Source organism: Sorangium sp. So ce296, from assembly GCF_051529605.1.
In the GTDB taxonomy this organism is placed as follows: domain Bacteria; phylum Myxococcota_A; class Polyangia; order Polyangiales; family Polyangiaceae; genus Sorangium; species Sorangium cellulosum_D.
Genome location: NZ_CP150325.1, coordinates 4250167 through 4276604 on the forward strand (window position 1 = coordinate 4250167; position 26438 = coordinate 4276604).

Annotated in this window: 17 protein-coding genes; 7 read left to right on the plus strand and 10 right to left on the minus strand. The window is 70.6% G+C overall.

Going from position 1 to position 26438, the window contains the following annotated elements:
- Positions 1 to 42 precede the first annotated feature (42 nt).
- Positions 43 to 1284 carry a VWA domain-containing protein gene (locus WME98_RS15940; RefSeq protein WP_061629686.1) on the plus strand — a complete coding sequence of 414 codons (1242 nt, stop codon included), beginning with the start codon at positions 43 to 45 and terminating at the stop codon, positions 1282 to 1284.
- An 835-nt stretch (positions 1285 to 2119) separates the two neighbouring features.
- Here WME98_RS15940 and WME98_RS15945 read toward each other — a convergent pair.
- The 5 genes from WME98_RS15945 to WME98_RS15965 all read right to left on the minus strand — a co-directional run bounded on the left by WME98_RS15945 (position 2120) and on the right by WME98_RS15965 (position 11562).
- Positions 2120 to 4309, minus strand: a complete 2190-nt coding sequence (locus WME98_RS15945; protein WP_437952058.1) for an ATP-binding protein — start codon at positions 4307 to 4309, stop codon at positions 2120 to 2122.
- A 16-nt stretch (positions 4310 to 4325) separates the two neighbouring features.
- Positions 4326 to 8657, minus strand: a complete 4332-nt coding sequence (locus WME98_RS15950; protein WP_437952059.1) for a HAMP domain-containing protein — start codon at positions 8655 to 8657, stop codon at positions 4326 to 4328.
- Positions 8658 to 8773: 116 nt separating this feature from the next.
- Positions 8774 to 9214: a response regulator gene (locus WME98_RS15955; RefSeq protein WP_044986901.1), complete on the minus strand. Its 441-nt coding sequence runs from the start codon at positions 9212 to 9214 to the stop codon at positions 8774 to 8776.
- Positions 9211 to 10911, minus strand: a complete 1701-nt coding sequence (locus WME98_RS15960) for an ATP-binding protein (protein ID WP_437952060.1) — start codon at positions 10909 to 10911, stop codon at positions 9211 to 9213. The genes WME98_RS15955 and WME98_RS15960 overlap by 4 nt, the downstream gene beginning before the upstream one ends.
- Positions 10912 to 11139: 228 nt before the next feature.
- Complete coding sequence (locus WME98_RS15965) at positions 11140 to 11562, minus strand: winged helix-turn-helix transcriptional regulator (RefSeq protein WP_437952061.1); 423 nt, start codon at positions 11560 to 11562, stop codon at positions 11140 to 11142.
- A 424-nt stretch (positions 11563 to 11986) separates the two neighbouring features.
- Here WME98_RS15965 and WME98_RS15970 point away from each other — a divergent pair, with 424 nt between their 5' ends.
- Positions 11987 to 14956, plus strand: coding sequence for a HEAT repeat domain-containing protein (locus WME98_RS15970; RefSeq protein WP_437952062.1), 2970 nt, complete (start codon positions 11987 to 11989; stop codon positions 14954 to 14956).
- A gap of 99 nt (positions 14957 to 15055) precedes the next feature.
- Here WME98_RS15970 and WME98_RS15975 read toward each other — a convergent pair whose 3' ends face one another.
- From WME98_RS15975 to parA, 4 genes are all read right to left on the minus strand, one after another.
- Complete coding sequence (locus tag WME98_RS15975; protein ID WP_129579780.1) at positions 15056 to 15478, minus strand: response regulator; 423 nt, start codon at positions 15476 to 15478, stop codon at positions 15056 to 15058.
- Positions 15479 to 15755: 277 nt separating this feature from the next.
- Positions 15756 to 18650, minus strand: coding sequence for a PAS domain S-box protein (locus tag WME98_RS15980; RefSeq protein WP_437952063.1), 2895 nt, complete (start codon positions 18648 to 18650; stop codon positions 15756 to 15758).
- A gap of 572 nt (positions 18651 to 19222) precedes the next feature.
- Positions 19223 to 19780 carry a hypothetical protein gene (locus tag WME98_RS15985; RefSeq protein ID WP_437952064.1) on the minus strand — a complete coding sequence of 186 codons (558 nt, stop codon included), beginning with the start codon at positions 19778 to 19780 and terminating at the stop codon, positions 19223 to 19225.
- A gap of 55 nt (positions 19781 to 19835) precedes the next feature.
- Entirely contained in the window at positions 19836 to 20519 is a 684-nt protein-coding gene (gene parA, locus WME98_RS15990) for a ParA family partition ATPase (RefSeq protein WP_061624607.1), read from the minus strand.
- Positions 20520 to 20792: 273 nt separating this feature from the next.
- Between parA and WME98_RS15995 the strand changes: the two genes are divergently transcribed.
- The 3 genes from WME98_RS15995 (at position 20793) to WME98_RS16005 (ending at position 22563) form a co-directional block, all read left to right on the plus strand.
- On the plus strand, positions 20793 to 21317 hold the full coding sequence (locus WME98_RS15995; RefSeq protein WP_437952065.1) for an alpha-ketoglutarate-dependent dioxygenase AlkB: 525 nt from the start codon (positions 20793 to 20795) through the stop codon (positions 21315 to 21317).
- 550 nt (positions 21318 to 21867) lie between these two features.
- Positions 21868 to 22341, plus strand: a complete 474-nt coding sequence (locus WME98_RS16000; RefSeq protein ID WP_437952066.1) for a cupin domain-containing protein — start codon at positions 21868 to 21870, stop codon at positions 22339 to 22341.
- A 39-nt stretch (positions 22342 to 22380) separates the two neighbouring features.
- Entirely contained in the window at positions 22381 to 22563 is a 183-nt protein-coding gene (locus WME98_RS16005) for a DUF6210 family protein (protein ID WP_437952067.1), read from the plus strand.
- Between the two features lie 120 nt (positions 22564 to 22683).
- Here WME98_RS16005 and WME98_RS16010 read toward each other — a convergent pair whose 3' ends face one another.
- Positions 22684 to 23748, minus strand: a complete 1065-nt coding sequence (locus tag WME98_RS16010) for a DUF4423 domain-containing protein (protein ID WP_437952068.1) — start codon at positions 23746 to 23748, stop codon at positions 22684 to 22686.
- 18 nt (positions 23749 to 23766) lie between these two features.
- On the opposite strand from WME98_RS16010, the gene WME98_RS16015 reads away from it, so the two are divergent.
- Both WME98_RS16015 and WME98_RS16020 read left to right on the plus strand, forming a co-directional pair.
- A complete protein-coding gene (locus tag WME98_RS16015) occupies positions 23767 to 24393 on the plus strand; it encodes a hypothetical protein (protein WP_437952069.1) in 627 nt (208 codons plus the stop codon).
- A 216-nt stretch (positions 24394 to 24609) separates the two neighbouring features.
- Positions 24610 to 26415, plus strand: coding sequence for a carbohydrate binding domain-containing protein (locus tag WME98_RS16020; RefSeq protein WP_437952070.1), 1806 nt, complete (start codon positions 24610 to 24612; stop codon positions 26413 to 26415).
- The last annotated feature ends 23 nt before the right edge of the window (positions 26416 to 26438 follow it).

Sequence of the window (26438 nt, forward strand, 5' to 3'; positions counted from 1 at the left end):
GGTCCTCTGGACAGTTCGCGACCCCCTCGACACCCCGCCGCGATGAGCGCCCGCAAGCCCGGAAAAGCCCCTCCGCCCCCCTCCCCCGCCGCCGCGCCGGACGACCTCTCCGACGCCGACCGCGACGCGCTCTTGCGCTGGCGGCTCGCGCTCGGCCCGGAGGCCGAGCGGGTCGACCCGCGCCTCTCCCTCGGCGGCCTCGGCGGCGCGGCGCCCGCCCTCCACGTCGACCCGCGGCGGCTCGGCGACCTCGACAAGGCCCTCTCGTTCATCTACGACGAGCGCGCCGGGAACCTCGGCGGCTCGCGGCCTTACGTGCCCGAGTGGCTGTCCGCCGTGCGCGAGTTCTTCAGCCACGACATCGTGGCGCTCGTCCAGAAGGACGCCATCGAGAGAAAGGGGCTGACTCAGCTCCTCTTCGAGCCCGAGACGCTCCCCTTCCTCGAGAAGAACGTCGAGCTCGTCGCCACCCTCATGAGCGCGCGAGGCCTCATCCCCGACGCCGCGCGGGAGACCGCCCGGCAGATCGTGCGCGAGGTCGTCGAGGAGGTGCGGCGCGCGCTGGAGTCCGAGGTCCGCACCGCCGTCCTCGGCGCGCTGCGGCGGAACACGACGAGCCCCCTGCGCGTCCTCAGGAACCTCGACTGGAAACGCACCATCCGCAAGAACCTCAAAGGATGGGACGCGGACCGGCGCCGCATCGTCCCCGACAAACTCTATTTCTGGGCGAACCAGACGCGACGGCACGAGTGGGACGTCGCCATCCTCGTCGACCAGTCGGGCTCCATGGGCGAGAGCGTCGTCTACAGCTCCATCATGGCCGCGATCTTCGCGTCGCTCGACGTCCTCCGCACGCGGCTCCTCTTCTTCGACACCGAGGTCGTCGACGTGACACCCATGCTCGTCGATCCGGTCGACGTGCTGTTCACGGCGCAGCTCGGCGGCGGCACCGACATCAACCGCGCCGTGGCCTACGCTCAGGCGAACTTCATCGAGCGCCCCGAGAAGACGCTGCTCATCCTGATCACCGACCTCTTCGAGGGCGGCAACGCGGAGGAGCTCATCGCCCGGATGCGCCAGCTCGCCGACAGCAAGGTGAAGTCGATCTGCCTGCTCGCGCTGTCCGACAGCGGCAAGCCCTCCTACGACCACGAGATGGCGCAGAAGCTCGCCGCCCTCGGGACCCCTTGCTTCGGCTGCACGCCAAAGCTGCTCGTCAAGGTGGTGGAGCGGCTGATGAGAGGACAGGACCTCGGCCCGCTGCTGGAGGCCGAGGCGCGGTAAAATCACGGAGGCACAGAGGACACAGAGGCTCTTCTCTTTCCTCTGCGTCGTCTGTGCCTCCGTGGCCCCCGCCTGGCGGGGCCTGAGCCCGATCGGCGCGCCTCGGGACGCGCGCCTTCGTCAGCGAAGGCGCGCCCTCGACCTCCGCGCCGCGTCGCCGCGTTATCGCGCGCGACGGATCGCCTTCGCGGCGCGCTCGTCCGTCCGCCGCGCGGCGGCGCGCTTGCGCGACGTGGCGCCCCGGGCAGCGCTCGCGGAGACCCGCCGGCGGGTGCCGGCCGCGCGACCCACCACCTCCAGCGAGGGGGGCTGGGCCATCAGCGCACCAGTGCTGATCGAGGGGCCGACTAGGCTGATAGAAAGCTTCACTTGAACTTCCGATGGGGTGGCGGACCGATCACGTCGCTCAGCGGAGGGCTCGTCAACCTATAAACTGTTTCGATCGATTACGCAGCGTCGCAGTGCGGAGATCACGAGCCCTGGAGCGCCCGTCCGGACGTGAACATGTCCACCCGGGAGATCCACTCGCCTCTCCGCCTCTCACGGCGGATGCACGCACCACGGAGGCACGAAGGCACGGGTCTGGGTTCGCTCCGTGCCTCCGTGTCTCCGTGGTGATCGGCGAGGGACTGCCCCCGGTGGTTGCACCGGGCGCTCTGTTACGATCATGTTGCACGTTGCAGGCCAACGATGGCTGGATGCCGGCATCGCCCGTTTTCTCGGGATGGGCGTGGGCCGCCTTTCATGGTTGAAACCACCGGTTGCAACCGTGGCGCAACGCAGCGGCGCCCGCACCTCCAGGAGCGCCTCGCACGCTCGGAGGGTGGATCTCGGCTCAGCCGGCAGGGCCGGTCAACGGAGATCCAGGGCGCTCACCCAGCGGCCCCGGGGATCCAGCCGCTCGGGGTGGGAGCGGCAACGCCACCTGGAACCTCGCCCCCATGCCCGGCGCGCTCTCGACCTGGATGCTCCCGCCGTGGGCCCGGAGGATCTGGTCCACGATGTACAGGCCGACGCCGAGGCCCCCATAGGAGCTCGTCGGCGCCGCCCGCTCGAAGCGCCCGAAGATCCGGGCGATGTACTCCTGCGCGATCCCGATGCCCTGATCCATTACCTGGAGCACCGCGGACTTGCCGTCGACCGAGATCCGCATCTGGATCGGCTTGCCGCGCCCGTACTTGATGGCGTTCGTCAGCAGGTTGGTGATCACCTGATCGATGCGCAGCCGGTCCCACCGGCCGATCGCCGACTCCGGGACGTCCAGGTCGAGCGAGCAGCCGGCCCGCTCCAGCTCGGATTCGAGGCGGCCCGCCACCTCGCGCGCCACGTCGCACAGGTCCACGTCCTCGAGGCTGAGCTCGAGCTGGCCGCTGTTGATGCGCGTCACGTCGAGCAGCGTGTCGATGAGCCGCGTGAGCCGCTCGATCTGCGCCTCCGCCTGGGCGAGCTTCGCGAGCGACTGCTCGGCCGGCAGCCCGCCGTCCGCGCGGCCGATCGCGCGGGTGAGGCCCTGGATCTGCAAGACCAGCGCGCTGAGCGGCGTCCTGAGCTCGTGCGAGGCGACCGCCACGAAATCCTCGCGGATCTGCACGGCCTCGCGCGTGAGCCGCAGCAGGCGGGCGTTCTCGAGGCAGAGCGCCGCCCGCTGCGCGACGTCGAGGGCGACCGCGAAATCCGGGGGCTCGAAGCGCTCGCCCGGCTCCACCCAGACCATGCTGAGCGCGCCGAGCACGTTGCCGCGCGTGACGAGCGGCACGCACAGGTAGCTGCTCGCCCCGAGCTCCTGGATCCGGCCCGGATCGTCGATGTCGAGCGCCCTCGCCACGTCGCGCGGGGCGCACTCGACGCGCAGGTCGGGGCGGCCGCTCGTCAGCACCGCGCCCACGCCGCCCTCGGCGAGCGGGAGCTCCCGCGGGCCGAACCGCTCCGCGAACCGCGCCGCCTCGCGCGCCCGATGCGCGGCGGCGACCCTGCACGCGCCGCCCTCCTTGCGCAGGTCGAGCACGCACCAGGTGCAGATGCGCTCCGCCGCGACGCGCACCAGGGCGGCCGCGACGCTGGCCTCGTCGAGCGACGCCGAGAACGCGCTCGACGCCTCCGCGAGGAGCTCCGAGCGGCGCACCGCGGCCTCGGCCTCGGCGCGGGCCGCCCGCTCGCGCGTCAGGAGGTGGATGCGCTCCTGCTCGTGGCGCTTGCTGTCGTCGATGTCGGTGAAGCTGCCGAGCCAGCCGACCACGCGCTTCCACACGTCCCGCTCCGGGACCGCCTGGCAGAGGTGCCAGCGGTACGCCCCGTGGCGCGACCTGAGGCGACACTCGCCCTGGAGCGGCTCGCCGGCCTCGATGCAGCGGCGCCATTTGCTGACGAACTGGTTCAGGTCGTTCGGGTGCACCGCGGCCTGCCAGCCCCAGCCGCGGAGCGCCTCGAACGCGAGCCCCGTGTACTCCAGCCAGCGCGAGCTCACGTAATCGACGCTGCCGTCGAGCTTCGCCGTGAAGACGCACTGCGGGATGGCGTCGGCCAGGTTCTGGTACCTCGCCTGGGCGGCGCGCCGCAGGTCCTCGACCTCGGCGTCGCGCCGCCGCTGCTCGGCCTTGCGCAGGAGCTCGGCCTGCTCCTTGATCTGCTCGCCGCGCCGGTGGAGCTCGACGAAGACCGCGACCTTCGCCTGCACGACCTCCGGCTCGAGCGGCTTCAGGAGGTAGTCGACGCCGCCGACCGCGTACGCCCTGTAGATGGCCGAGAGATCGTCCGTCGCCGCGGTGAGGAAGATGATCGGCGTGTGGCGCGACCGCTCCCGCTGCTTGACCAGCGAGGCCACCTCGAAGCCGTCGATGTCCGGCAGCCGCACGTCGAGCAGGATGACCGCGAAATCCTCGGACAGGATCCTGAGGAGCGCGTCCTTCCCGCTCGCGGCGGTCACGAGGCGGTAGCTCTCGTCGACCAAAATCGCCTTGAGCGCGGCCAGGTTCTCGGGCTGGTCGTCGACGAGGAGGATGCTGGTCGTCGCTGGAGCGGTGGACACCGTGCGGCTCCGTGGGTCAGTCGGGCCGCAGCCAGTGCAGCATGACCGCCATCAGCCGCCCCTCGTCGACGGGCTTGGCCACGAAGTCGTTCAGGCCGGCGTCCAGGCACTTCTGCCTGTCCTCCGGCATCGCCTTGGCCGTCACCGCGATGATCGGCAGCTCGTTGAAGCGGGGATCGCTCCGGATCTCGCGCGTCGCCTCGTAACCGTCGAGCTCGGGCATCATGATGTCCATGAGCACGATATCGATGCTCGCGTCGGACTCGCGCAGGAGCTCGATGCCGTGCCGCGCGTTCTCGGCGAGGAGCACCTGCGCCCCGCGCCGCTCGAGCAGGCTCGTGATGGCGAACACGTTGCGCGCGTCGTCGTCGATGACGAGCACGTTCCGCCCCGTGAGCGCGACCCCGGCGGAGCCGTTCGTGAGCAGCGGCGCGATCGGCTCGGGCAGGTCGGCGCGCACCGGCCGCGCGGCCTTCTGCTCGGGCCGCTCCGCCGGCAGGTAGAGGGTGAACTTGCTGCCGAGCCCGGGCGTGCTGTTCAGCGAGATCTCGCCGCCGAGCAGGCTGGCCAGCTCCCGGCTGATGGTCAGGCCGAGGCCCGTGCCGCCGTAGGTGCGGCTGGTGGAGGCGTCGGCCTGCTGGAACGCGTCGAAGATGAGCGTCTGCTTGTCCGGCGGGATGCCGATGCCCGTGTCGGTGACCGCGAACGCGAGGACGGTCTTCGCCTTGATGAGCGTGTCCCGCTTGAACGAGAGCCCCCGGCTGGCCACCTCGATCTCGAGCGAGATCCGCCCGGACGACGTGAACTTGAAGGCGTTCGACAGCAGGTTCTTCAGGATCTGCTGCAGCCGCTGCAGGTCCGTCATGATCGTCGAGGGCACGCCGGTGGCGACCCGGACCCAGAACTCGAGCTCCTTCTGCTCGGCGATCTGCCGGAAGCTCCGCTCGACGTACTCCGCGAGCTCGGACAGCGACACCCGCTGGGTCTTCACGTCGATCTTGCCGGCCTCGATCTTGGAGAGATCGAGGATCTCGTTGATGAGCTGGAGGAGGTCCTGCCCCGCGGCGGCGATCGTCTTCGCGTACTCGACCTGCTTCGGCGTGAGCGTGTGCTCCTCGTTGTCCGCGAGGATCCGGGCGAGGATGAGCAGGCTGTTGAGCGGCGTGCGCAGCTCGTGCGACATGTTCGCGAGGAACTCGGACTTGTACTTCGAGGTGCGCGACAGCTCCCTGGCTTTCTCCTCCAGGGAGGCGCTGGCGCGGGCGATCTCGCGGTTCTTGATCTCGAGCTCCGACGCCTTCTCCTCCAGCTCCTGCGAGCGGGAGCCGAGCTCGGTGTTCGACCTCTGGAGCTCCTGGAGCAGCTCCTCCGTCCTCATGCTGGCGCCGATCATGTTGAACACGACGCCGATCGACTGCGTGAGCTGCTCGAGGAACGTGAGGTGGATGGGCGTGAAGTTCTGGAAGCTCGCCAGCTCGATCACCGCCTTGAGGCCGCCCTCGAAGAGCACCGGCAGGACGCAGATGTTGCGCGGCGGCGCCTCGCCGAGGCCCGAGCTCACCCGGATGTAGTCGTCCGGCAGATCCGTGACGACGATGCTCTTCTTCTCGAGGCCGCACTGCCCGACGAGCCCCTCGCCGAGCGCGAACCGGTTGGAGATGCCCTTGCGCTTCTGGAACGCGTAGCTCGACGTGAGCTTCAGCGTCGGGTGCTTGTCCTCGGACTCCAGCACGTAGAAGGCGCCGTGCTGCGCCGAGACGAGCGGGGTGACCTCGGACATGATGAGGCGGGAGAGCGCCTCGATGGTCCGCTGCCCGGCCATCATCCCGGAGAAGCGCGCCAGGTTGGTCTTCAGCCAGTCCTGCTCCTGGTTGGCGCGCGTCGTGTCCCGCAGGTTCGAGATCATCTGGTTGATGTTGTCCTTCAGCTGAAGGACCTCGCCCTGCGCCTCGACCGAGATGGCCCGGGTCAGGTCGCCCTTGGTCACGGCGGTCGCGACCTCGGCGATGGCGCGCACCTGCGTGGTGAGGTTGCCGGCGAGCTGGTTCACGTTGTCGGTCAGGTCCCTCCACGTGCCGGCCGCGCCGGGCACCTTGGCCTGGCCGCCGAGCTTGCCCTCGATACCGACCTCGCGCGCCACCGTCGTCACCTGCTCGGCGAACACCCGGAGCGTGTAGGTCATGTCGTTGATGGTGTCGGCCAGCGACGCGATCTCGCCCTTGGCCTCCAGGGCCAGCTTCTGGCGGAGGTCGCCGTTCGCGACCGCGGTCACGACCTTGGCGATGCCGCGCACCTGCGAGGTGAGGTTCGAGGCCATGACGTTGACGTTCTCCGTCAGGTCCTTCCAGGTGCCCGACACCCCGGGCACCTGCGCCTGGCCGCCGAGCTTGCCCTCGGTGCCTACCTCGCGCGCCACGCGCGTCACCTCCGCGGCGAACGCGCGCAGCTGATCGACCATCTTGTTGATGGTGTCCTTCAGCTCGAGGATCTCCCCCTTCGCCTCGACCGTGATCTTCTGGGACAGGTCGCCGCTCGCGACCGCCTTCGTGACGAGGGCGATGTTGCGCACCTGGTTGGTCAGGTTGCCGGCGAGCTGGTTCACGTTGTCGGTCAGGTCCTTCCACGTGCCGGCGACCCCGGGCACCTGCGCCTGACCGCCGAGCTTGCCGTCCGTGCCTACCTCGCGCGCGACGCGCGTCACCTCCGCGGCGAACGCGCGCAGCTGATCGACCATCTTGTTGATGGTGTCCTTCAGCTCGAGGATCTCCCCCTTCGCCTCGACCGCGATCTTCTGGGACAGGTCGCCGCTCGCGACCGCCTTCGTGACGAGGGCGATGTTGCGCACCTGGTTGGTCAGGTTGCCCGCGAGCACGTTGACGTTGTCCGTCAGGTCCTTCCACGTCCCGCTGACGCCCCGCACCTCCGCCTGCGCGCCGAGCTTGCCCTCGGTGCCTACCTCGCGCGCGACGCGCGTCACCTCCGACGCGAACGCGCGCAGCTGCTCCACCATCTTGTTGATGGTGTCCTTCAGCTCGAGGATCTCGCCCCGCGCCTCGGCGGTGATCTTCTGCGATAGATCGCCCTTGGCGACCGCCGTCGTCACCAGGGCGATGTTGCGCACCTGGTTGGTCAGGTTGCCCGCGAGCTGGTTCACGTTGTCGGTCAGGTCCTTCCACGTGCCGGCGACCCCGGGCACCTGCGCCTGACCGCCGAGCTTGCCGTCCGTGCCTACCTCGCGCGCGACGCGGGTCACCTCCGCGGCGAAGGTCCGGAGCTGCTCCACCATCTTGTTGATGGTGTTCTTCAGCTCGAGGATCTCCCCCTTCGCCTCGACCGTGATCTGCTTCGACAAGTCGCCGTTCGCGACCGCCGTCGTCACGACCGCGATGTTGCGCACCTGGTTGGTCAGGTTGCCCGCGAGCACGTTGACGTTGTCCGTCAGGTCCTTCCACGTCCCGCTGACGCCCCGCACCTCGGCCTGCGCCCCGAGCTTGCCCTCGGTGCCTACCTCGCGCGCGACGCGCGTCACCTCCGACGCGAACGCGCGCAGCTGCTCCACCATCTTGTTGATGGTGTTCTTCAGCTCGAGGATCTCCCCCTTCGCCTCGACCGTGATCTGCTTCGACAGGTCGCCGTTCGCGACCGCCGTCGTCACGACCGCGATGTTGCGCACCTGGTTGGTCAGGTTGCCCGCGAGCACGTTGACGTTGTCCGTCAGGTCCTTCCACGTCCCGCTGACGCCCCGCACCTCGGCCTGCGCCCCGAGCTTGCCCTCGGTGCCTACCTCGCGCGCGACGCGCGTCACCTCCGACGCGAACGCGCGCAGCTGCTCCACCATCTTGTTGATGGTGTTCTTCAGCTCGAGGATCTCCCCCTTCGCCTCGACCGTGATCTGCTTCGACAGGTCGCCGTTCGCGACCGCCGTCGTCACGACCGCGATGTTGCGCACCTGGTTGGTCAGGTTGCCCGCGAGCACGTTGACGTTGTCCGTCAGGTCCTTCCACGTCCCGCTGACGCCCTGGACCTCGGCCTGCGCCCCGAGCTTGCCCTCGGTGCCTACCTCGCGCGCGACGCGGGTGATCTCCGAGCCGACCGTCTGCAGCTGCTGGACGACGTCGTTCACCTCGTCGGCGATCTGACCGATCGTCCCCGGCACCTCGCCGATGCCGACGCGCGCGGAGAAGTTGCCCGCCTTCACCGCCTTGAGCACCTCCAGGATCGCCTGGAGCTGCATCTCACGCACATCCAGGTGGTTCCCGTCGGCGCCGCGCCTGCGGGACGGCGGCTTCTTCTTGCTGGCGCCGTTCCCGTTCTTGTCCTTGGTCGCCGCGATGTTGTTCGGTTGCATGGATACCTTCCTGACGACGAGTGCGCGCCTGGAAATCTCGGTCCCGCTGGAGACTGATCAGGACCGCGCGGCGCCGGGGGTGGGCGGCGTCGCGAGGCCCCTGGTGCGCCGCCGCCTCACGACTTGCCGCGGCGCAGAACTTCTTCGACTTGTCGCTGGAGACGAGCGTGCTCGATCTCGCGGGCGCGCCGCTCGAGCGCGCGCCGCATGCGAGAGCTTAGCTCATCGGAACGGAAAGGTTTCGAGAGGTAATCGGAGGCGCCGACGCGGAGGGCGCGCATCCCCGTTTCGACGGAGCCGAACGCGGTGATGGCGATGACCGCCAGGGACGGGTCGTGCTGCTTGGCCCGGGCGATCAGCTCGATGCCGTCCATGCCCGGCATGCGGATGTCCGTGATCAGCAGCTCGAATTTGCCCGACGGCAGCAGGCGGAGGCCCGACAGGGCATCGGCAACGTGCGTCGCCTGGTAACCGTGGTCCGTTGCGATGTCAACGACGAACCGGCCAAGGTCGTCGTCGTCCTCGACAATCAATACGTTCGGTGAGCTCGAACTCATCCCTTCTGTCCTTCCTCCGTGCCCCCTGTCCTCGCCTCTCTCCTCGCCTCTCTCCTCGACTCTCTCGTCGCCTCTGGGCCCGCGGCCAGGCTCGCCCCCTCGCCACCTGTAGAGCTCGCCTCTTCCCCCTGCCTCGCCTGCATGTCCACGGATGAGCTCGCAGCCGAGCTCGCGTCCCGGCTCGACGGCGAGTCGGGCGCCACCGTGGGCAGGGTGACCCGGAAGCGCGCCCCGCCGGTCGACGAGGACCCGACCTCGACCGAGCCGCCCGCCTCCTGGACGATCCCGTGGACGATCGCAAGGCCGAGGCCGCTCCCGCCGCGGGTCGACTTCGTCGTGAAGAACGGCTCGAAGATCTGGCCCAGGTCCTCGGCGCGCACCCCGGGCCCCGCGTCCTCGACCTCGAAGCACACCGCGCGAGAGCCCGCCGGGCCGTCGTGCTCGGGGAGGACGCGCACCACGAGCTCGCCCCCGCCGTCCTGGGCCTCGATGGCGTTCAGGCACAGATTGAACACCACCTGAAACAGGCGATCGGAGTCGAGGGCGACGCGCGCCCACGACCCGCTGTCGCGCGGGCACTCGACGCTCGTCTCGATGTCGCGCTTCTTGCACTCCGGGCCGAGGAAGGCGACCACATCGTCGACGACGCGCCGCAGATCGCTGTCCCCCTGCTGCTGCCGCGACGGCCGAGCGAGGGAGACGAGGCGGGAGACGACCCGCGTGATCCGCTCGGACTGCCGCGCGATCGTCTCCAGCTCGGCGCGCAGATTCTCCGGACAGCCGGGCAGGTCGGCCGCCCGGCGCGCGCGGCCCTGGATCACGTTCAGCGGCGAGCCGATCTCGTGGCCGAGCGAGGTCGCCACCTGCCCCGCGGCGGCGAGCGCCTGCGCCTGCTGCAGCCTGCGCTCCACGTTCACCCGCGCCATCTCCTCCCGCTCGGCGCGCTGCCGGGCCTCCCTGAGCGACCAGGTCATCGTGTTGAACGCGTGGGCCAGGCGCGACAGCTCCTCCGCGCCCTTCTCGGGCACGGCCGCGTCGAGATCGCCGCTCGCCACGCGCTCGGCGCCGGAGAGGATCGCCCGCGCCGGGAGCGCGACGGTGAAGCGAACCACGGCCCCGGCCACGACCGCGCTGACCAGCAGCAGCACGACGCCTGTCGCCGCGAGGCCCCGATTCAACGAGCTCTCCAGCACTTCGATGTAATGACGGTCGCGCACCAGGATGGCCACCAGCGGTGGATTGGCGCTGCTCGGATGGATGGCGACCGTGCGGACCAGCACCGGCTGCCCGACCAGGTTGGTGGGCTCCTCGATGTCCCCTCCCTCCAGGAACGCCCGGCGGGCGAGCGCCTCGAGGCGCCCCTGCTCCCCCTTGACCCCCTCCGTGATGAAGACCGCCTCGCCCTCCCGGGTGAACGCGGCGACGCCCTGGATGCGCTCGGCGCTCGCGAAGTGCTCCGCCCGCCGCCGGACGAGCGCGATGTCCCTGCGCTGCAGCGCGCTCTCGACGAACGCCTGAAGCAGCGTGGCGTAATTCCGGAGCTCCGCCGTGGCCTCCTGCCGCAGGACCTGTTTGCGGTGCGCCGAGGAGAACAGGCCATACAGCGCGATCGCCATCGCGATCGGGACAACGAGCGAGAGCCAGAACTGGTGCGCGAGCCTCATCCCCGCGGGTCGGCGCTGGAGCTTCGGTGCCATACGACGATCCACCGCGGCGCCCGGAGGACGCCACCGCGTTAACGCTTCGCATCATCGGCGGCTTCCGATCGTACGAAGCCCTGGAATCACATCATCATTTCCCCGAATCGGCAAGGCCTTCCACGGGCTCGACAGAGGGATTCATCTCGCTACCTCGCCATACGAGGGCTCGGCATCAGGATATCCCTGAGTGACGCTCAGGATCTCGCGGACTCCTCGTGACGTCCGTCACGGGCCCTTGCGCGGCTGCGCGGCGCGGGGCCGAGCGCGCTTCGCCGCTGGGCCGGGCTTCGCCCCGCGCGCGCCGCCCTTCGCCCCGCCGGCGCGCGCCGCGCTCTCCGCGAGCATCTCCCCCCACCGCGAGATCGCCTGCGCCACCTCGCCGAACCCCCGCCCGGCGGCGGTCAGCTCGTACTCGACGCGGACGGGGGGGCCGGGCAGCACCCGCCGCTCGACGAGGCCGAGCGCCTCGAGCTCCTTCAGCCGGCTGGAGAGCATCCGATCGCTGATCGCGTCGATCCGCTCGCCGATCTCGCCGAAGCGCAGCGCCCCCTCCTCGAGCGTCGCGATGATCAGGCCGTTCCACGGCTTGGCGAGCACGCTCATCGCCGTCTGGAACCTTTGGCAGAGGTGCTGACAAGAGCGCTTCATTCCTCGTCCTCGCGCGCAGCATGACCTCGTCACTACCCAAAAGGAAGTGCGTCGACACGAGGTCGCTGCGACGCAGGACGCACCTCCGGCGGAGGTTACTTCCCTTTCGGAAGTTACGTTTCCTTTCGAAACAGCATCGATCCTGACCACCGCCTCTGACCTGCTGTTCAGCCCCTTCGCGCTCGGCCCCCTGCCGCTGCCGAGCCGCCTCGCGGCGAGGCGCAGGCCGCCAGCGCCGCGCTCTGACCCGAGGGCGTGATGGCATGAGCCCGGGATCCGCGGCCCCGGCCGGGCGCCTGGGCCAGGAGCTCCCGCGCCGTGGCCCATGGTAGGCTCAGAGGCCGATGCCGGCCGCCGCTCCCCCGCTCCCGAACGATGGACTTCCCCCGGCGCCGGGCCCGGCGCGCTCGCCCGCGGAGGCCCCGTGAGCGCGGCGCCGGGCGAGGTGCAGCGCATCGGGGCCGCCGAGCTCCGGGCGTTCATCCAGGACGCGGGGGAGCTCAAGAAGGGCACGCTGCTCTACGACGGCGGGCAGCTCCTGAACCTCGCGCGCTACGAGAACAAGCTGTTCTGCGAGGCCCGGGGCTCGGGGGCCTCGCCCTACAAGGTGACGCTCGTCTACAGCGACGCGCCGGCGCCCGGGTTCAAGGGGCGCTGCACATGCCCGGCGCGCACCTTCAACACCGCGTTCTGCAAGCACGCGGCGGCGCTGCTCGTCGCCTGGGCGCGCGCGCCCGAGTCGTTCGCCGTGAGCGACGCGGCGCCGCCCGGCGCGCCGGGCGGGGAGACCGCGCGCAAGAGCGTGAAGAAGGGCGCCGCGAACGCGCAGGCGCTGATGAAATCGGGCGTCGAGCAGGTCAGCACGCTCGTGCGCGAGCTCGGCGTGGCCGGCGTCGCGACGATCGGGGCCGACCGTATCGAGCAGATGGAGAAGCTCGCCGAGGGGCTCCGGGAAAACCGCCTCCGGCGGCTCTCGGCCCGGACGCTCGACCTCGCCGCGCTGCTGCGGGGGCAGGCCGCGGGCTCCGCGCCAGCCGCGCGGGGCCCGCAGGCCGCGGCCGGTCCCCCGGCGGGCGCTCGCCGCGGCGCGCTCCCGGCGGTCGCCTACGCGAACCTGATCGCCGACCTCCTGCTCACCGCCCGCAAGCTCGAGAAGCACCTCGCGGGCGAGCCGCTCGACGACCGCCACGTCGAGGAGCTCGTCGGCAAGACGTGGAAGGCGTCCGACCGCAAGCCCGCGGGCGCGCTCACGCTCGTCGAGTACGCCTTCTCGACGCGGACCACGAGCGACGATTTCGTCATCCGGGAGAGCCGCTTCCTCGACCTCGAGTCCGGCCTGCACTTCAGCGAAAAGCAGATCCTCCCCGCCTTCATGGCGAAGCGGAGCGACCCGAAGCGGAGCTTCGCCGGCGAGGTGCTCGCCGGGGCGCGGGCGACGACCTACCCCGGCTACCCGCCGCTCCGGCTCGATTTCACCGACCTCGGCGACAAGCGCCCGCTCGACGCCGGCGCCCTCGACGCCGTGCTCGCGCGGGCGCTGCCCGACGTCGGCGCCGCGCTCGCGGCCCTCCAGGAGCACCGCAAGGACGTCTTCGCGCCCGACCTCGTGCCCGTGGCCGTGCGCATCGACACGCTCTTCGCGCGCGGCGCGCGGCTCTCGGCGGTCGACGACAAGGGGGAGGCGCTCCACCTGCCCGACGACCCGGCGCTCGAGGAGCGGCTCGCCGGCTCGCTCCGCGACGCCCGGCTGCGCGCGCTGCTCGGCGATGTCGGGATCGACGCCGCGCTGCCCACCCTCTGGCCGCTCGCCGCGATCGTCGAGGGCCCGCTCGGCCTCTCGCTGCTCCCGGTCGTCGAGCAGGGCGCCGCCGCGCGGAGCGGGCCGCTCGAGGGCTCCGCGTGGAACGCCGCCGCCCGCGAGGCGGGCGCCTCGCCCGCGGCGATCGCGCTCGGCGAGGTCCGCGAGGAGCTCGCCGACGCGCTCGCCACCGGCCTGACCGGGCTGAGCGCCCGCGTGACCGACCCGCTCGCCGAGCGGCTCCGCGATCTCCGCCTCGAGAAGCAGGCCGCGCTGCTCCAGGGCCTGCCGCAGCGGCCCGATCCGGCGGACCGGCTCGACGACTTCATCAAGCTCTACCAGGTGCTCGAGATGGCGCTCGTGCGCCTCGCCGGCGCGACGCACGTCGATCGCGAGGACGGGGCGATCGAGCGCGTGCCGACCTATGAGAGCGTCGCCGTGGCGCGGCCGGACGAGACGCTCCCCCCGGACGAGGTGGCGCGGCGCCGGGCCGCGGGCGCGATGAACCGCTACGTCGCCGCGGTCCACCACGCGCGCTACTACGCGTCGCTGCCGCCGGGCGCGCTCGTCGGGAGCATCTTCCCGATCTGGGCGGACGGCACCGCGACGCCGACGATCGCGCGGACGTTCGCGCCGCTCGGGGCCGAGGCGATCGCGGCCGCGGAGAAGGCGCTCACCGTGAAGGCCGGCCGCGTGGCCAAGCTGACCGCGGTGCGGGTGCTGCAGGCGGTCGTGCAGCACGGCGGCCCGGCCCGCGCCGAGGCCGCGGCGATGCTCGGCCGGGTCGCGGAGCACGCCAAGGACGCCGGCCTGCGGGCGCTCGCCCGCGACGCGCTCGACGTGGCCGATTCGACCGGGCCGGGCGGGGCCGCGGTGCGCGCGCGCCGCGCCGCGCGGATGGAGCGCGTGCAGGAGCTCGCCAAGGCGCTCGGCGCGGCGCCGACCAAGGAGGAGCGGCTCGAGGCGCTCAAGGCGCTCGCCGAGCTGGGCGACCTCGCCGCGCTCCCGGCGCTCCGCCGCGCCTTCTACGCGGACGCCGCCCGCGGCGTGCGCGAGGAGGCGGCCTACGCGCTCGCCCAGCTCGGCGACGTCGAGATGGTCGAGACCTTCGCGCGGATGCTGGCGAGCCGCGGCGAGGACGACCGGGAGGCGAAGATCGCCGCGTACGCGCTCGGCTACCTGGGCGACGTCCGCGGGCTGAGCGAGCTCCTGTCGGCCTACGCCGAGGGGTACAAGCCCGGCATCGTGGCGGACGCGATCCGCGCGCTCGGCCCCGTGGCGCTCGCGCCGCTCGTGGACCTCATCGAGGCGCGGCCGGAGATCGCGAAGCGGGCGGCGGCGCTCGACGCGCTGAAGAAGATGGACGACACCGCGGTGGCGGGATGCCTGCTCGAGCGGATCGAGGCGCGGCGCGGCGACGCCGATTTCGCCGAGAAGGCGCAGCTCTACCTGAAGCTCGCCGACGTGCACCCGCACAGCCGGCGCGAGGTCGCGACCGCGATCGCGGCGGCGCTCGCGGGCGCCGAGGGCAAGGAGGCGCAGGCTGCGATCAAGGCGGCGCAGAAGGCGCTCGGCGTGGTCAAGCGCAGCAAATAGCCAGCGCCGCTCCATCGCGACGCGCGAGCGCGCGTGGCGCCGCGCGTCTCGCCGCCTCACCGCACCTCGCGAAGGTGGGCAGAAAGACGGCGAGTTTCGCTACGGTAGCTCCACGAGTCTCCAGTACTTGTTGAGCGCTGCCATGAGCTCAACGAAGCTGAGGAACGTGACGGGCTTGAGGAGATAACCGGCCACGTTGAGGTTGAAGGCCCCCACCTTGTCGCGATCGTCGTTCGATGTGGTCAGAACGACAACCGACGTGGCCACGAGATCCGGATCGGCCCGCAGCTCGCGGAGGAACTCGATGCCGTTCATCTTCGGCATGTTCAGGTCGAGCAGGATCAGCCGGCGCTCCACGGGGATGGCGCCGCTGCGCAGCATCTCCAGCGCCTCGACGCCGTTGCCGGCGACCCAGAGGGGGTTCGAGATGTTGTTGCGCTTGAACGCCCGTCGGACGTTCATCACATCGACCTCGTCGTCCTCGACGAGGAGGATGTTGAGCAGTTTTTCTTCGACGCTCATGGTCTCCTGGATCTCCTTGGCGAGGAGGACGTGAACGTCAACCTCCGCGCGATCGCCGCCGCGGCAATTCCCAGTGCAGCACGGCGACCGCCGCGGAGGTCTCGCGGCCGCCGGTGAGCCCGGACGCACTCCGACCTGGCCCTACCCGCGCAGGCGCTGTCGAGGCGTCTCATCGTTCGAGCTTGGACCACCGGTCCGTCGGGTTCAACTCCAATGACGCGTTCCGAACACCTGCTGAGCCTGCTGCTTTCGCGCTCTGCCGCGCGAGCGCCGCGTTTCAGGAGTCGCTCGGATCGCGCTTCTGCCAGGTGAAGCGGAAGATCGCGCCCTGGCCTGGGGAGGACTTGATCCAGATGCGTCCGCCGCGGCTCTCGACGATCTTCTTCACCACGGACAGCCCGATTCCCGTGCCCTCCACCTTGTCGCGCGCCTCGAGCGTCTGGAAGAGGCCCCAGACGCGCTCGTGAAACTCCGGGGCGATGCCTGGCCCGTTGTCCTCGACGAAGAACTCGTGGAGCAGGCCGGCGTCGCGGTGCCCGATCCGCACGCGCGCGTCGGCGCGCCGCGCGTGCTTGAGCGCGTTGCTGACGAGGTTCATGAACACCTGCTGCAGCGGGATCCGCTCGGTCCGCAGCACCGGCAGCCCCGGCGCGACCTCGACGCTCGCCTCGGACGGCGGCGCGATCAGCTCGACGACGTCCGCGAGGATCTGGCCCACGTCGACCGGCTCCACCGCGTGCCGCACCCGGCCGGCGCGGCTGTAGTCGAGGATCCCGTCGATGAGCGCCTCCATCCGGCGGACGCGGCCGCGCAGCAGGCTCATGTGCTCGCGCGACTCGCCCTGGAGCGTCCCCGAGAGGTCCTCCTCGATCCACTGCGCCAGGTTCGCGATGCCGCGGAGGGGCGCCTTCAGGTCGTGGCTGGCCACATACGCGAACTGGTCGAGCTCCTTGTTGCTCCGCTCCAGCGCGGCGATGAGGCGCTCGCGCTCCGCCTCGGCGCGCTTCTGCTCGGTGATGTCGCGGATCTCGATGACCGTGCCCACGGGGACGCCGCCGTCGAGGATCGGGCTCGCGGTGAAGGCCACGTGGTAGAAGGAGCCGTCCTTGCGGACGAAGACGTCCTCTCCCTGCTCCTGGCTCTTGCGCGGCAGCGCCCGGTCGATCGGGCACTCCTCCATGGGATAGCGGCTGCCGTCCGGCCGCGTGTGGTGCACGATCTCGTGCAGGGGGCGATCGAGCGCCCGGATCTCGTCGAACGTGAAGCCGGTGATCTTCTCGGCCGCCGGGTTCATGAAGGTGCAGCGCTGGTGCGCATCCATCATGAACAGGCCGAGCGTCGCGTTCTCGGCGATGGTGCGCACGAGCCGGTGCTGGACCCGGAACGCCTCCTCGGCGCGCCGGATGTCGCTCACGTCGACGTTGCAGCCGACCCACTCGTAAATCGAGCCGTCGTCCGCGATCAGCGGGACGCCGCGCGCGACGGTGTCGGCCCACGAGCCGTCGCGCCGGCGCAGCCGGTACTCCACCTCGTACCGGGTCTTCGACGCGACGGCCCCTCGCCACGCGGCGTTCGCCCGCGCGCGGTCGTCGGGGTGGACGGCGTCGAGCCAGCCGTAGTCGACCCACTCCTCGTAGCGCTGCCCGGTGAAGCCGCGCCAGGACGGGGAGTCCTCCACGACGTGGCCGCGCGGATCGGTCCGCCAGACGACGACCGCGGTCGCCTCGACCATGGAGCGAAAGCGCTTCTCGGCCGCGAGCGCCTCCTCGCGCAGCCGCGCGTTCTCGATGGCCACGCTGGCGAGCTGCGCGAGCTGCACCAGGATCGACTCGTCGTCGCCGGTGAACTCCCCCTCCTCCTTGTCCGAGAGCTGGACGAGCCCGAGGTTCCTGCCGTCGCGGCCGATGAGCGGCGCCGCGAGCCAGCCGCGCATCGGCGGGTGGCGCGCCGCCTCGCCGCTGAAGCCCCGCCACGCCGGGTGCGCCTCGAGCTCGGCCTGCGTCATGCGGCGCGGCTTGTTGGTCTCGCAGACCAGCGTGTAGATCCCGCTCCCGTCGCTCCTCGCGTCGTAGCCGCGGTACGCGGCGTACTTGTCCGAGAGGCTGACGGCGTTGATGGCGTGCGCCCAGTTCTGGTCGTCGGTCATGCTGATGACCGACTGGTGCGCCCCGATGAGCGCGCGCGCCCGCTCGGTGATCTCCGCGAGCATCCGGTCGAGCGACGTCGCCGAGTTGACGGCGAGCGACGCCTCGGCGAGCCCCTTGAGCTGCTCGCTGCGGCGCTGCTCCTCGCGCAGGGCGCGGATCCGCTCCGTCGCGTCGACGCCCACCGCGACGCCGGCCACGATCTGCCCCGAGCCGTCGCGGATGGGCGCGGCGCTGTACTCGATGATGGCGCGGGTGCCGTCGGCGCGCAGCATCTCCACCGGCTCGGCCCGGACGAGCTCGCCGCTCAGGACCGCGCGCGCGAGCGGCCACTCGTGCGGCGCGTAGGGGCGGCCGTCCCCGTGGAAGCCGCGGTAGGCCGCGCTGTACGCCTCGACGTCCTCCGACGCGACGAAGGGGCGGCCCAGCTGCGCGGCGCCCTGGGCGTTGCCCATCACGAGGTGCCCCGAGGGGGCCTCCGCGATGTACACCGCGTGGGGCATCTGCTGGATGACCTGCTCCAGCTTGTGGCGCTCGTGCTCGAGCTGCTCGGCGAGCTGCTCGATGCGGCGCCGCGCGAGCACCTGGTCGGTGACCTCGACCGCGAAGAGCACCACGCTGTGCGCCCCGCCGGCGCCGGCCGGGATGGGCTGCAGCGTCACGTTGAAATAGCCCTCGGCGAGCGCCCCGTCGCCGGCGCCGCGGTCGAGCAGGATGAGGAGCTCGCACGCCGCGGCAGGCTGGCCCGAGCCGTAGGCCCGCTCGAGCAGCTCGGCCACCTGGGAGCCGGCGAGCTCCGGGGCGCACTGGAAGAGGTGCCTGCCCACGGTGGTGCGGTCGCGGAAGAGCCGCTGCGCGAGCCGGTTCGTGAAATCGATCACCCAGTCGGGGCCGCGGAACACCGCGATGGCGGTGGGCGCCTCCATGAACATCGCGTGGACGGAGCGCCCGGCGTCCGACGTGACCTGCGCCTCCTTCTGGTTGAGCCCACGCGCGGTCGTCCCCTCGTCCCGAACATGCTGGGTCATCGCTCGTCCTGGTGGTCAATCGCCGCCGCGGCGAACGGCCCCGTGACGCTGGAGCCACGGCGCGCTCGGCGGCGGGAGCAGTGCGCTTCTCGCGCGGCGTCGCGGCGACTCAGAGCCTGCCCGGTCACCCCATGAATGTCAACGTCCCCCCCGGGAAGTAGCGGCGTCGGCCGGCGGGCGCGGCGCGCTCACGACAGCGCGGTGATAGCGCTCACCGCATCTGGCGGCGAGCGACCGGCGCGCCCGCGGCAGAGCGCTTGTCCGCGGCCGCCCCGGCGGAGCGGCCTGTGCGACCGCGCCCGCGGCGCGACGCGCGTCATGCCGCCTGGAGGGCGGACGCGGGCTGTGCGCTGGGACTCGGCAGAACCGCGGATGGCCTGTTTGGACCGGAGAGGCGCACTGCCGATTCGAGATAGCGGGTAGACAGGAAGATCCTTGTTTTCCCCCCGCGCGCCTGCCAAGGGCCGTCCGGCCACCCCGGAGCGGCGGCGCGCCGGGGTTCGTTCAGGGTCGGCGCAGGGGTTCGTTCGAGTTCGAGCGGGGGAGTCGCGCGGCGGGTCCGTGCGCGCGCGTCAGCTCGCCCTGGGCCGCTGCCGCCACAGGGTCATCAGCACGCGCCCGACCTGGACCATCCGGCCGACGCGCCCTGTCGGGCGGGTGTCCGCCGCGCGGAACGGCTCGGCGCGGTAGCTCGGGCCCGGCGGCGCGGCCTCGTGCGCGGCGGCCGCGCCGCCGCCGACGGGGGCGGCGGAGACCGGCGCCGGCCCGAGGCGCTTGTCGAGGTGCACCTCGACCGCCTCGCCGACCAGGTTGCTCACGTCGCGGTCGTGCTCGATGCAGTGGAGGAGCAGCCGGTCCGCGAGCGGGTCGGGCAGGTAGACCGTGACCGCGCGCCGCGCGCGGCCGTCGTTGCCGACGAGCACCGGCGGGACGGCCGGCGGCTCCGAGGTGGTGGCGAGCGGCTGCGGCTCGGCGGCCGCGCCGGCCTGCGGCGGCGGCGGGGCGACGGACGGCGCCGGCTCGGCGCTCGGCGGCGCTTCGGGCGCCCGCGCTTCCGGCGCGCGCTCCTGCTTCGCCTCCGCCGTCTTGTCGTCGTGCGCTCGCCTGTCGGCGGCGGGCCTCGACTTCACCGCGTCGGGGGCCGGCGCGCCGCCCTCGCCGCCCGCGACGAACGCGTCGACCTTTTCAGGCGACGGCGGCTTTCTTAGCGAGACCGCGACTTGCTTTTTCGCCATGATGAAGCTTCTCCAGTTCTTCGAGAAGGTGGGTGATCTCTTTGGCCGCGGCGTCCCGCGGCGCGTAGCCCGTCACCCCTTGCCCGCAGGCGAGGGACTCCTGGTAGGCGATGCGATAGCCGAGCTCCGTGGCGAGCACCGGCAGGCCCGACGTCTCGAGCACCGCGCGCGCCGTTTTGCCGAGGGCCGTGCGGCCCTGCTTGCGCGTGATGAGGATGCAGCCCTTGAGCGCGCTCCGCAGCGCCGCGGCCTCGCGGAACACCTCGATCGCGGCGGTGAGGGCCCAGGCGTCCGCGGCCGTGGGGCCGCAAGGGTAGATGGCGACGTCGGCGACCATCAGCGCCGACCGCGCGATCTCGCCGTGACGCGGGGGGCAATCGATGACCGTGAGGTCGTACGCGGCGGCGACGTCCGGCAGCTGCCCCGGCTTGTGCATCGAGGCGCCCATGGCCATGACGGTCGGGGTCTCGTGCCCCGCCTCGGCGGCCACGTCGCCCCACGTACGGACGGTCCCCTGGGGATCGGCGTCGACGAGGAGCACGCGCCGGCCCTTCGCCAGCGCGGCCACGGCGAGGCTCACGGCCGTGGTGCTCTTGCCGATCCCACCCTTCTGTCCGGTGAGCGCGATGATCATGAGCCCCCCCTAGCAGAATTCTCGCGGCGCCGCCCAATTTCCGGAGGTCCCCGGACGGCGGGGATCTCGCGAGAAGCGTGGAGCGTAGAGCGTGGACGGAGCGCGCGTCCCTCGCCTGAGCCGAGCGGCCGGCGCGCGCGGAGGCGATCTTCATCGCGGTGTGCCAGCCGCGCGAGCCGTCCTCCATCTGCCGTTTCAAGGTTAAGATAAAGCGGAGATCCGTATGGCGCGCAACCTCCACGGCGTCGACGGCTGGCTCCATCGCAGCGACTCATGCCGGAAGACCTAGAAGCTCAGTACCTGGCGGGGTTCGTCGCCGATCCGACAGCCCTGTTCGACATGGCGGAGCGGAGCCTCGCGTGGGACGACCGGATGCATTCACGCCGAACCGCCTCGTGCGGGGTGGCGTACAACTACTCGGGCATCTCCTACCCGGACTGCGAGATGCCGCCCTTCGTGCAGGAGCTCGCGGCCCGCATCGCCGGCGTGGCGGGGCACGGGATCAACAACTGCCTCGCCAACTTCTACGCCGACGGGGCGGCGAAGATGGGCTTTCACTCGGATTCCAGCGCCGGCGTCGTCGCCGGGACGACGACCTCGATCGTGTCGCTGGGCGCGCCTCGCGTGCTCACCTTCCGCCGGCGCTCTCGCCGGGGAGAGCGGCACGACATGGCCCTGGCGCCCGGCTCGCTCCTGATCATGCGCGCCAGCGTCCAGGAGGGGTGGCAACATGCGATCCTCGCCGTCGAGGCCGCGGGCCCGCGGATCAGCCTCACGTTTCGGTCCCTGTCTCGATGAGTCGGCGGCCATCTCCGAACCTGCGAGAGATCTACGAGCAAGCGCTCGAGGCTTCGCTGGTCCCGCGCTTCCGCGCTGAGCGCAGCGCGTGCGCCGCATTTTTACTGGCACGTCGGGCTGGTACCGGTGATTTGGTGAAACCATGGCGTGGAAGGCTCTGGCGATCTCGGCTACGTGCACTACGCACCCCAGCTCGCTCAATGGCTTCGTCATGTTCAGGAGGAGCCTCTGGACTATGAAAGCGAGCCCGAGTATACAGTCTGACGAGCGGCTGGCATTGACCCCGCCCCGCCCCGCCAGCACACCCGCAAGTCGCACTACCCTCGGGAGGTGACAATCGTGGCTCGTCACGGGGAGCCATCAGGGACGAGACAGAGCTCTACTTGCTGAAGGGCATCGCGGACGACTTGACGAGTCAAGTACCCGATGAAGAGCGAGCGCAGATCGACACGCTGCTCTCACAGTATGAAGCGCATCGGTCATAACGAATGATTGCAGGCGACGCTCTCAGAGCGACGCGCGACTGAATACGCCAGGAAGGAGAAAGCACGTGACGAAGTCAGGTCCAGTGATCGCTTCGGAGGTTCCGCCCCGAGCGAAGCCGTCCAACTACCCCGAGCCGTTTGCTTCGCGCGTCGCCGGACGGCAGAAGCAGGCCCTGGGCGACGTATTCGGGCTCAGGAGCTTTGGCGTGAATCGCACGACGTTGAAGCCCGGCGCAATGTCGGCGCTGCGTCACTGGCATTCGGTCCAAGACGAGCTCATCTACATTCTCTCGGGTCATCCCACGCTCATCACCGATGCAGGAGAGACGACGCTCGACCCCGGCATGTGCATGGGGTTCAAGGGGGGAGATCCCGACGGGCACCATCTGGTGAACCGGTCGACGGAGGACGTCGTATACCTGGAGATCGGAGATCGCCTGCCCGGCGATTCCGGATCGTACCCGGACGATGATCTGAAGGCCGTCATGGGGTCCGACGGCAAGTGGCAGTTCCAGCGCAAAGACGGCACGCCCTACTGACGTTCACCCTACCAGAGCGCCTCGGGGCAGACATTTTCCATGGACTCATCGTCGAAGCGACACGTCCCCCTGGACCCGGACGGCACGTGGCGCGCCACCTGGCTGGTCGTCGTCGAAGCCCCTACCGGCGTGCTCTATGAGCAGCAATGCGCGGGCAACGGCTGCGACGATCGTGCCATCGAAGGGTATCTGGTTCCGCTCGGCGGCTTGAAGGTCGACTGAGGACGACCGTCGAGCGGCGGGCTGGCCGCGGCCGGGTGGTGCCCCACCACCTCGAGGCCGAGGCGCAGCGACAGCGATCGTCGACATGACCGGGGGGAAGTACACGCCCCGGTTCGTGCCTCACGCGCCCAGCTCGAAGAGCTGCATCGCCACCAGCGCGACGCAATCGGGCTCGCGCGAATCCGACACGATCTGACGAAGCTCGTGGAAATACCGCACGTGCAAGGCCCGCAGCCGCTCGAGGTCGCGGCGCGCGACGCTGACGAGGTTGTAGGAATACAGCCCCGGATCGCCGCGACGCTGCCGGTTCGCGGCGACGTCGAGCCAGTGCGATTTCAGTCGTTGTCGCGGTTCGGCGGCGCCGCGGGTCATGTCGACCGTCTCGGCCGTGGTGGCGTACCGCCCTTCGCGCAACCGGATCAGGCCCGCCCGCGACAGGGCTTCGCGGCACGCACGCACCTCGTCGTCCGGGAGCCCGAGCCGCGCGGCGACCCAGGCATCGTCATGGCGGGGGAGGGCCGCGTAGCTCGCGAGCTCGAGGACGCGCAGGACGGCGTGAGACCAGGGTAGCTCCGTCGCGATGCGGCGGCGCTCCTCGAGCACACGGAAGTCGCGCGCCACCGAGGGCAACTGCCCCGGATGCACGAAGAGGGCGAGGAAGTCGAGGAGCCGCTCGGTGGTCGCGTCGACCAGGGCCAGCGCATCGGGGAGCCGGGGCTGGGACGCGCCCGCGATGAAGCGCGACACCTGGGACGCGCTGCGCCCGATACGGGCGCCGATCTCCGCGTTGCTCAGCCCTCCCTTGATGACCTGAAAGAAGGTGGCCGTGAGGGCCGGGTCGGAGACGGCGACGTCGGCGCCGAAGGCCGACTCCTGGCGTACGAAGCCCGAGAGCTCGCGATGGACGTCAACGCCGTTGTAGGCCGCGACGCGCAGCAGGGTGGGGAGCGTGGGAAAGCGCCGCCCGGACTCCCAGCCGAAGGCGACGTTCGTGCCGTACCCGAGCCGGACGCTCAGCTGCCGCTGCGAGCGCCGGCCGCGGAGCGCACGGCAGAAATCCCTTGCGATTTCCTCATATTGCGACCTCTTGTATCGCATATCTGCATCGATGGTAGCACATCGGAGCGATAGAATAATGCGTGGCTGCGCTACGCGGCGCTTGCGCTGGCTCGTTCGCTGCGGCAAATGGGAGCGGAGATTTCGATGAACGTACGACTCGCTTACTGGCTCTTGGCGGGGCTGCTCATGGGGTGCTCGCACGCCGGGGGACAGACGGGGGAGGTCGGCTCCGATCCGTGTAACTCCCTGCCGGTGACGGCTGGTCCGGCCGTGGAGCATGGCCTCACCGACCCGACGCCCCTCGGTGTGAGCGGCCAGGAGGCCCTCGACGCGACAGGCCGGGCCGGGAGCTTCGACGTGGCATGGGCCAACGGGATGAGGAGCGCCGTGAGCTGGTCGCTCGTCGCCGACATCGAGAGCTCACCGGCCGTGGGGTACGTCGACCGCAGCGGCGAGTGTGACGACGCGTATCTGCAGATCCTCGTGATCGGGCGTCTATCGAGCGCCGACGGCATCCTCCACCACGAGCAGCGCGGGGCGCTCTATCGGGGCGACGACGGGGCCGCGCGCCTTCGCCTGTCGTTCATCTTCGACGAGAACCCGTTCCCGGACGTGTACGCCGGCGGTGGATCGGGAGACGGCTGCACGGGGTGCGGCGGCGCCTTCGACCTCTCCGTCGAATCGCGCTGGGAGGCGGGCGAGTCGACCCCTCGAGGCCATGTGTACCTGCTCGAGGACGGGGCGCTGCTCGGCGAAGTCGGCGCCTTTTAAGCCAGCTCCGCGGCGCGCGCGTCCGCCTTTCACCCACGGAGGCGGCCCGCGGAGCGCGCGGTCGGCGCGAGCGGCTTCTCCCCGCGTCGGTGCGACGCGGCGATTCACGGATGTAGTGACGGAGAGGATCGACGCAGCTTGGGCTCGCGACGCACGCTTCCCGTGTGCGCGAGCCTGAGCCGGCGCTTTCCTCGTTTCAAAGAAGAAGGTTGATTCATGAGTTTCGTTTCCAGGAAGATCAAGGTCCGAAGTCTCGCCGGGGTGCTCGCTGGTTGTGTCGGTCTGGTCGCCGCTCAAGCGTCGGCCGGCGTGGTCGTGGGTAAGCCCACGCCGCACGGCAACACCGATTATCCCGAGGCCGGGACGACCCTGGCGCGGGCAGGGACCTACACGCTGGTGGGCGCGCTCCAGGAGCACGTGAAGATCAGCGGGGAGCCAGAGCCCACGTTCCCCAGCACGATGCAGGGGGCCGTCTACTTGATGAACGGGACGAGCGCCACGCCCGAGCGCGTTTACCAGTTCCCGGGGGTCGCCCAGTTCAGCCTCCAGGCCGGGAGCCAGCTCGCCATCTCGAGCCGCTTCCTCGCGTTCGCGACGCGAGGCCCGAACCCTTCCACCTCGCCGCACGCGAACTCCGTGTTCATCGCCCGGAAGACCAACGGCTCATGGGCGGAGTGCCCCCTGGTCGGCGGTCAGCGAAACTGCAACGGCGCGGTGCGCGAGAACGGCCAGAACATCAGCCACGCGCTCACCCGCATCCCGCTCAGCTACCCCGCGCTCAGCAGCTTCAAGGACATCGCGCTCGCCCTGTCCGACGATTACCTCGTGATCGGCTACAAGCGACACAGCGTGCTCGAGATCTACCGCTACAACTCCTCGAACGACACGTGGGTCCTCGAGCACTTCCTCAACGAGCCGGACGAGCGCTTCACCGGCGCCGCGGTCGCGATCGACGGCGACCTCGTCGCGGTCGGATCGCCGTGGTCCGACGGCGGCGAGGCCGGGGCCGAGCTCGGCTCGGTCCGCATCTTCCGCAGGAATGCCAGCGACGTCACCTGGAACGCCGTCGCCCTCGCGAGCGGCTATTTCTCGAGCGGCGCCTTCGGGCGGAGCCTCGCCATGGCCTCCGGGAACTTGGCTGTCACGTCCGGCGCGACGTACCTCGTCAACGACGTCATGCCGCAGCAGCACCTCTCGTTTTACCGGGTGGCGGGCGACGGCACGATCACGGCGAGCCAATCGCTGGCGACGGACTACCCTCACGTGCACCTGGCGCTTCACGGCGACACGCTGGCCAGCACGGTCGGCGGTGGCGACGAGGGCCTCTCGATCCACAAGCGCGACGCCGCGTCGGGGCAGTGGGCCTACGAGACCGGCCTGATCCGCGACTTCTACAAGAGCGTCAACAGCTCCAACTCCGGGTACGGCGGCATCGATCCCATCGGCCTCGTCGGCGATGACCTGTCGCTCGGCTGGCGCGCCTTTTCGGGCCTCCTGGGCGGCGTGGTCCACGAGAAGGTCAGCCTGGTCGACGCCTGCCGCGATCCTCTCAACCTCGTGACCAACTGCTCTTTCGACAATGTGACAAACACCTCGCTCGCGGGGAGCCAGAGCAGCAGCGGCTGGCAGCTCCTCAACTGGAACGGCGCCTCGGCATGGGCGGACTTCACCGGCCGCCAGATGCGCATCAACGTGCAGCAGCCCGGCTCCGACATGTGGCACATCCAGGCTCGCACCACGGTCAACCTGTCGCAGGCGGGGCGCTACCTGCTGACGTTCCGCGCCAAGGCGGACGACGTGCGCACGTTCGTGGTGAACCTGGGACGCAACGGCAACAGCGACAACAACTGGGCGAGCTACGGTCGCGTGACCGCGGCGGCGGGCCCCGCGTGGGTCGTCTACGCGTTCGAGCTCCCGAACGTCCCGCAGGATTCCGCGGCGCTCCTCGACATCAACGTCGGCAACGCAGGGACCGCGGCCGTCACCGTGGACAGCGTGAAGCTCGTTCGTCTGGCGCAGTAGCCACGTCGCGCGAGCCGCAGACG

Coding starts and splice junctions, on each gene's coding strand:
- WME98_RS15940 (WP_061629686.1), top strand. CDS start 43: ATGAGCGCCCGCAAGCCCGGAAAAGCCCCTCCGCCCCCCTCCCCCGCC.
- WME98_RS15950 (WP_437952059.1), bottom strand. CDS start 8,657: ATGCAACCGAACAACATCGCGGCGACCAAGGACAAGAACGGGAACGGC.
- WME98_RS15955 (WP_044986901.1), bottom strand. CDS start 9,214: ATGAGTTCGAGCTCACCGAACGTATTGATTGTCGAGGACGACGACGAC.
- WME98_RS15960 (WP_437952060.1), bottom strand. CDS start 10,911: ATGGCACCGAAGCTCCAGCGCCGACCCGCGGGGATGAGGCTCGCGCAC.
- WME98_RS15965 (WP_437952061.1), bottom strand. CDS start 11,562: ATGAAGCGCTCTTGTCAGCACCTCTGCCAAAGGTTCCAGACGGCGATG.
- WME98_RS15975 (WP_129579780.1), bottom strand. CDS start 15,478: ATGAGCGTCGAAGAAAAACTGCTCAACATCCTCCTCGTCGAGGACGAC.
- WME98_RS15980 (WP_437952063.1), bottom strand. CDS start 18,650: ATGACCCAGCATGTTCGGGACGAGGGGACGACCGCGCGTGGGCTCAAC.
- parA (WP_061624607.1), bottom strand. CDS start 20,519: ATGATCATCGCGCTCACCGGACAGAAGGGTGGGATCGGCAAGAGCACC.
- WME98_RS15995 (WP_437952065.1), top strand. CDS start 20,793: ATGCCGGAAGACCTAGAAGCTCAGTACCTGGCGGGGTTCGTCGCCGAT.
- WME98_RS16005 (WP_437952067.1), top strand. CDS start 22,381: ATGGACTCATCGTCGAAGCGACACGTCCCCCTGGACCCGGACGGCACG.
- WME98_RS16015 (WP_437952069.1), top strand. CDS start 23,767: ATGAACGTACGACTCGCTTACTGGCTCTTGGCGGGGCTGCTCATGGGG.
- WME98_RS16020 (WP_437952070.1), top strand. CDS start 24,610: ATGAGTTTCGTTTCCAGGAAGATCAAGGTCCGAAGTCTCGCCGGGGTG.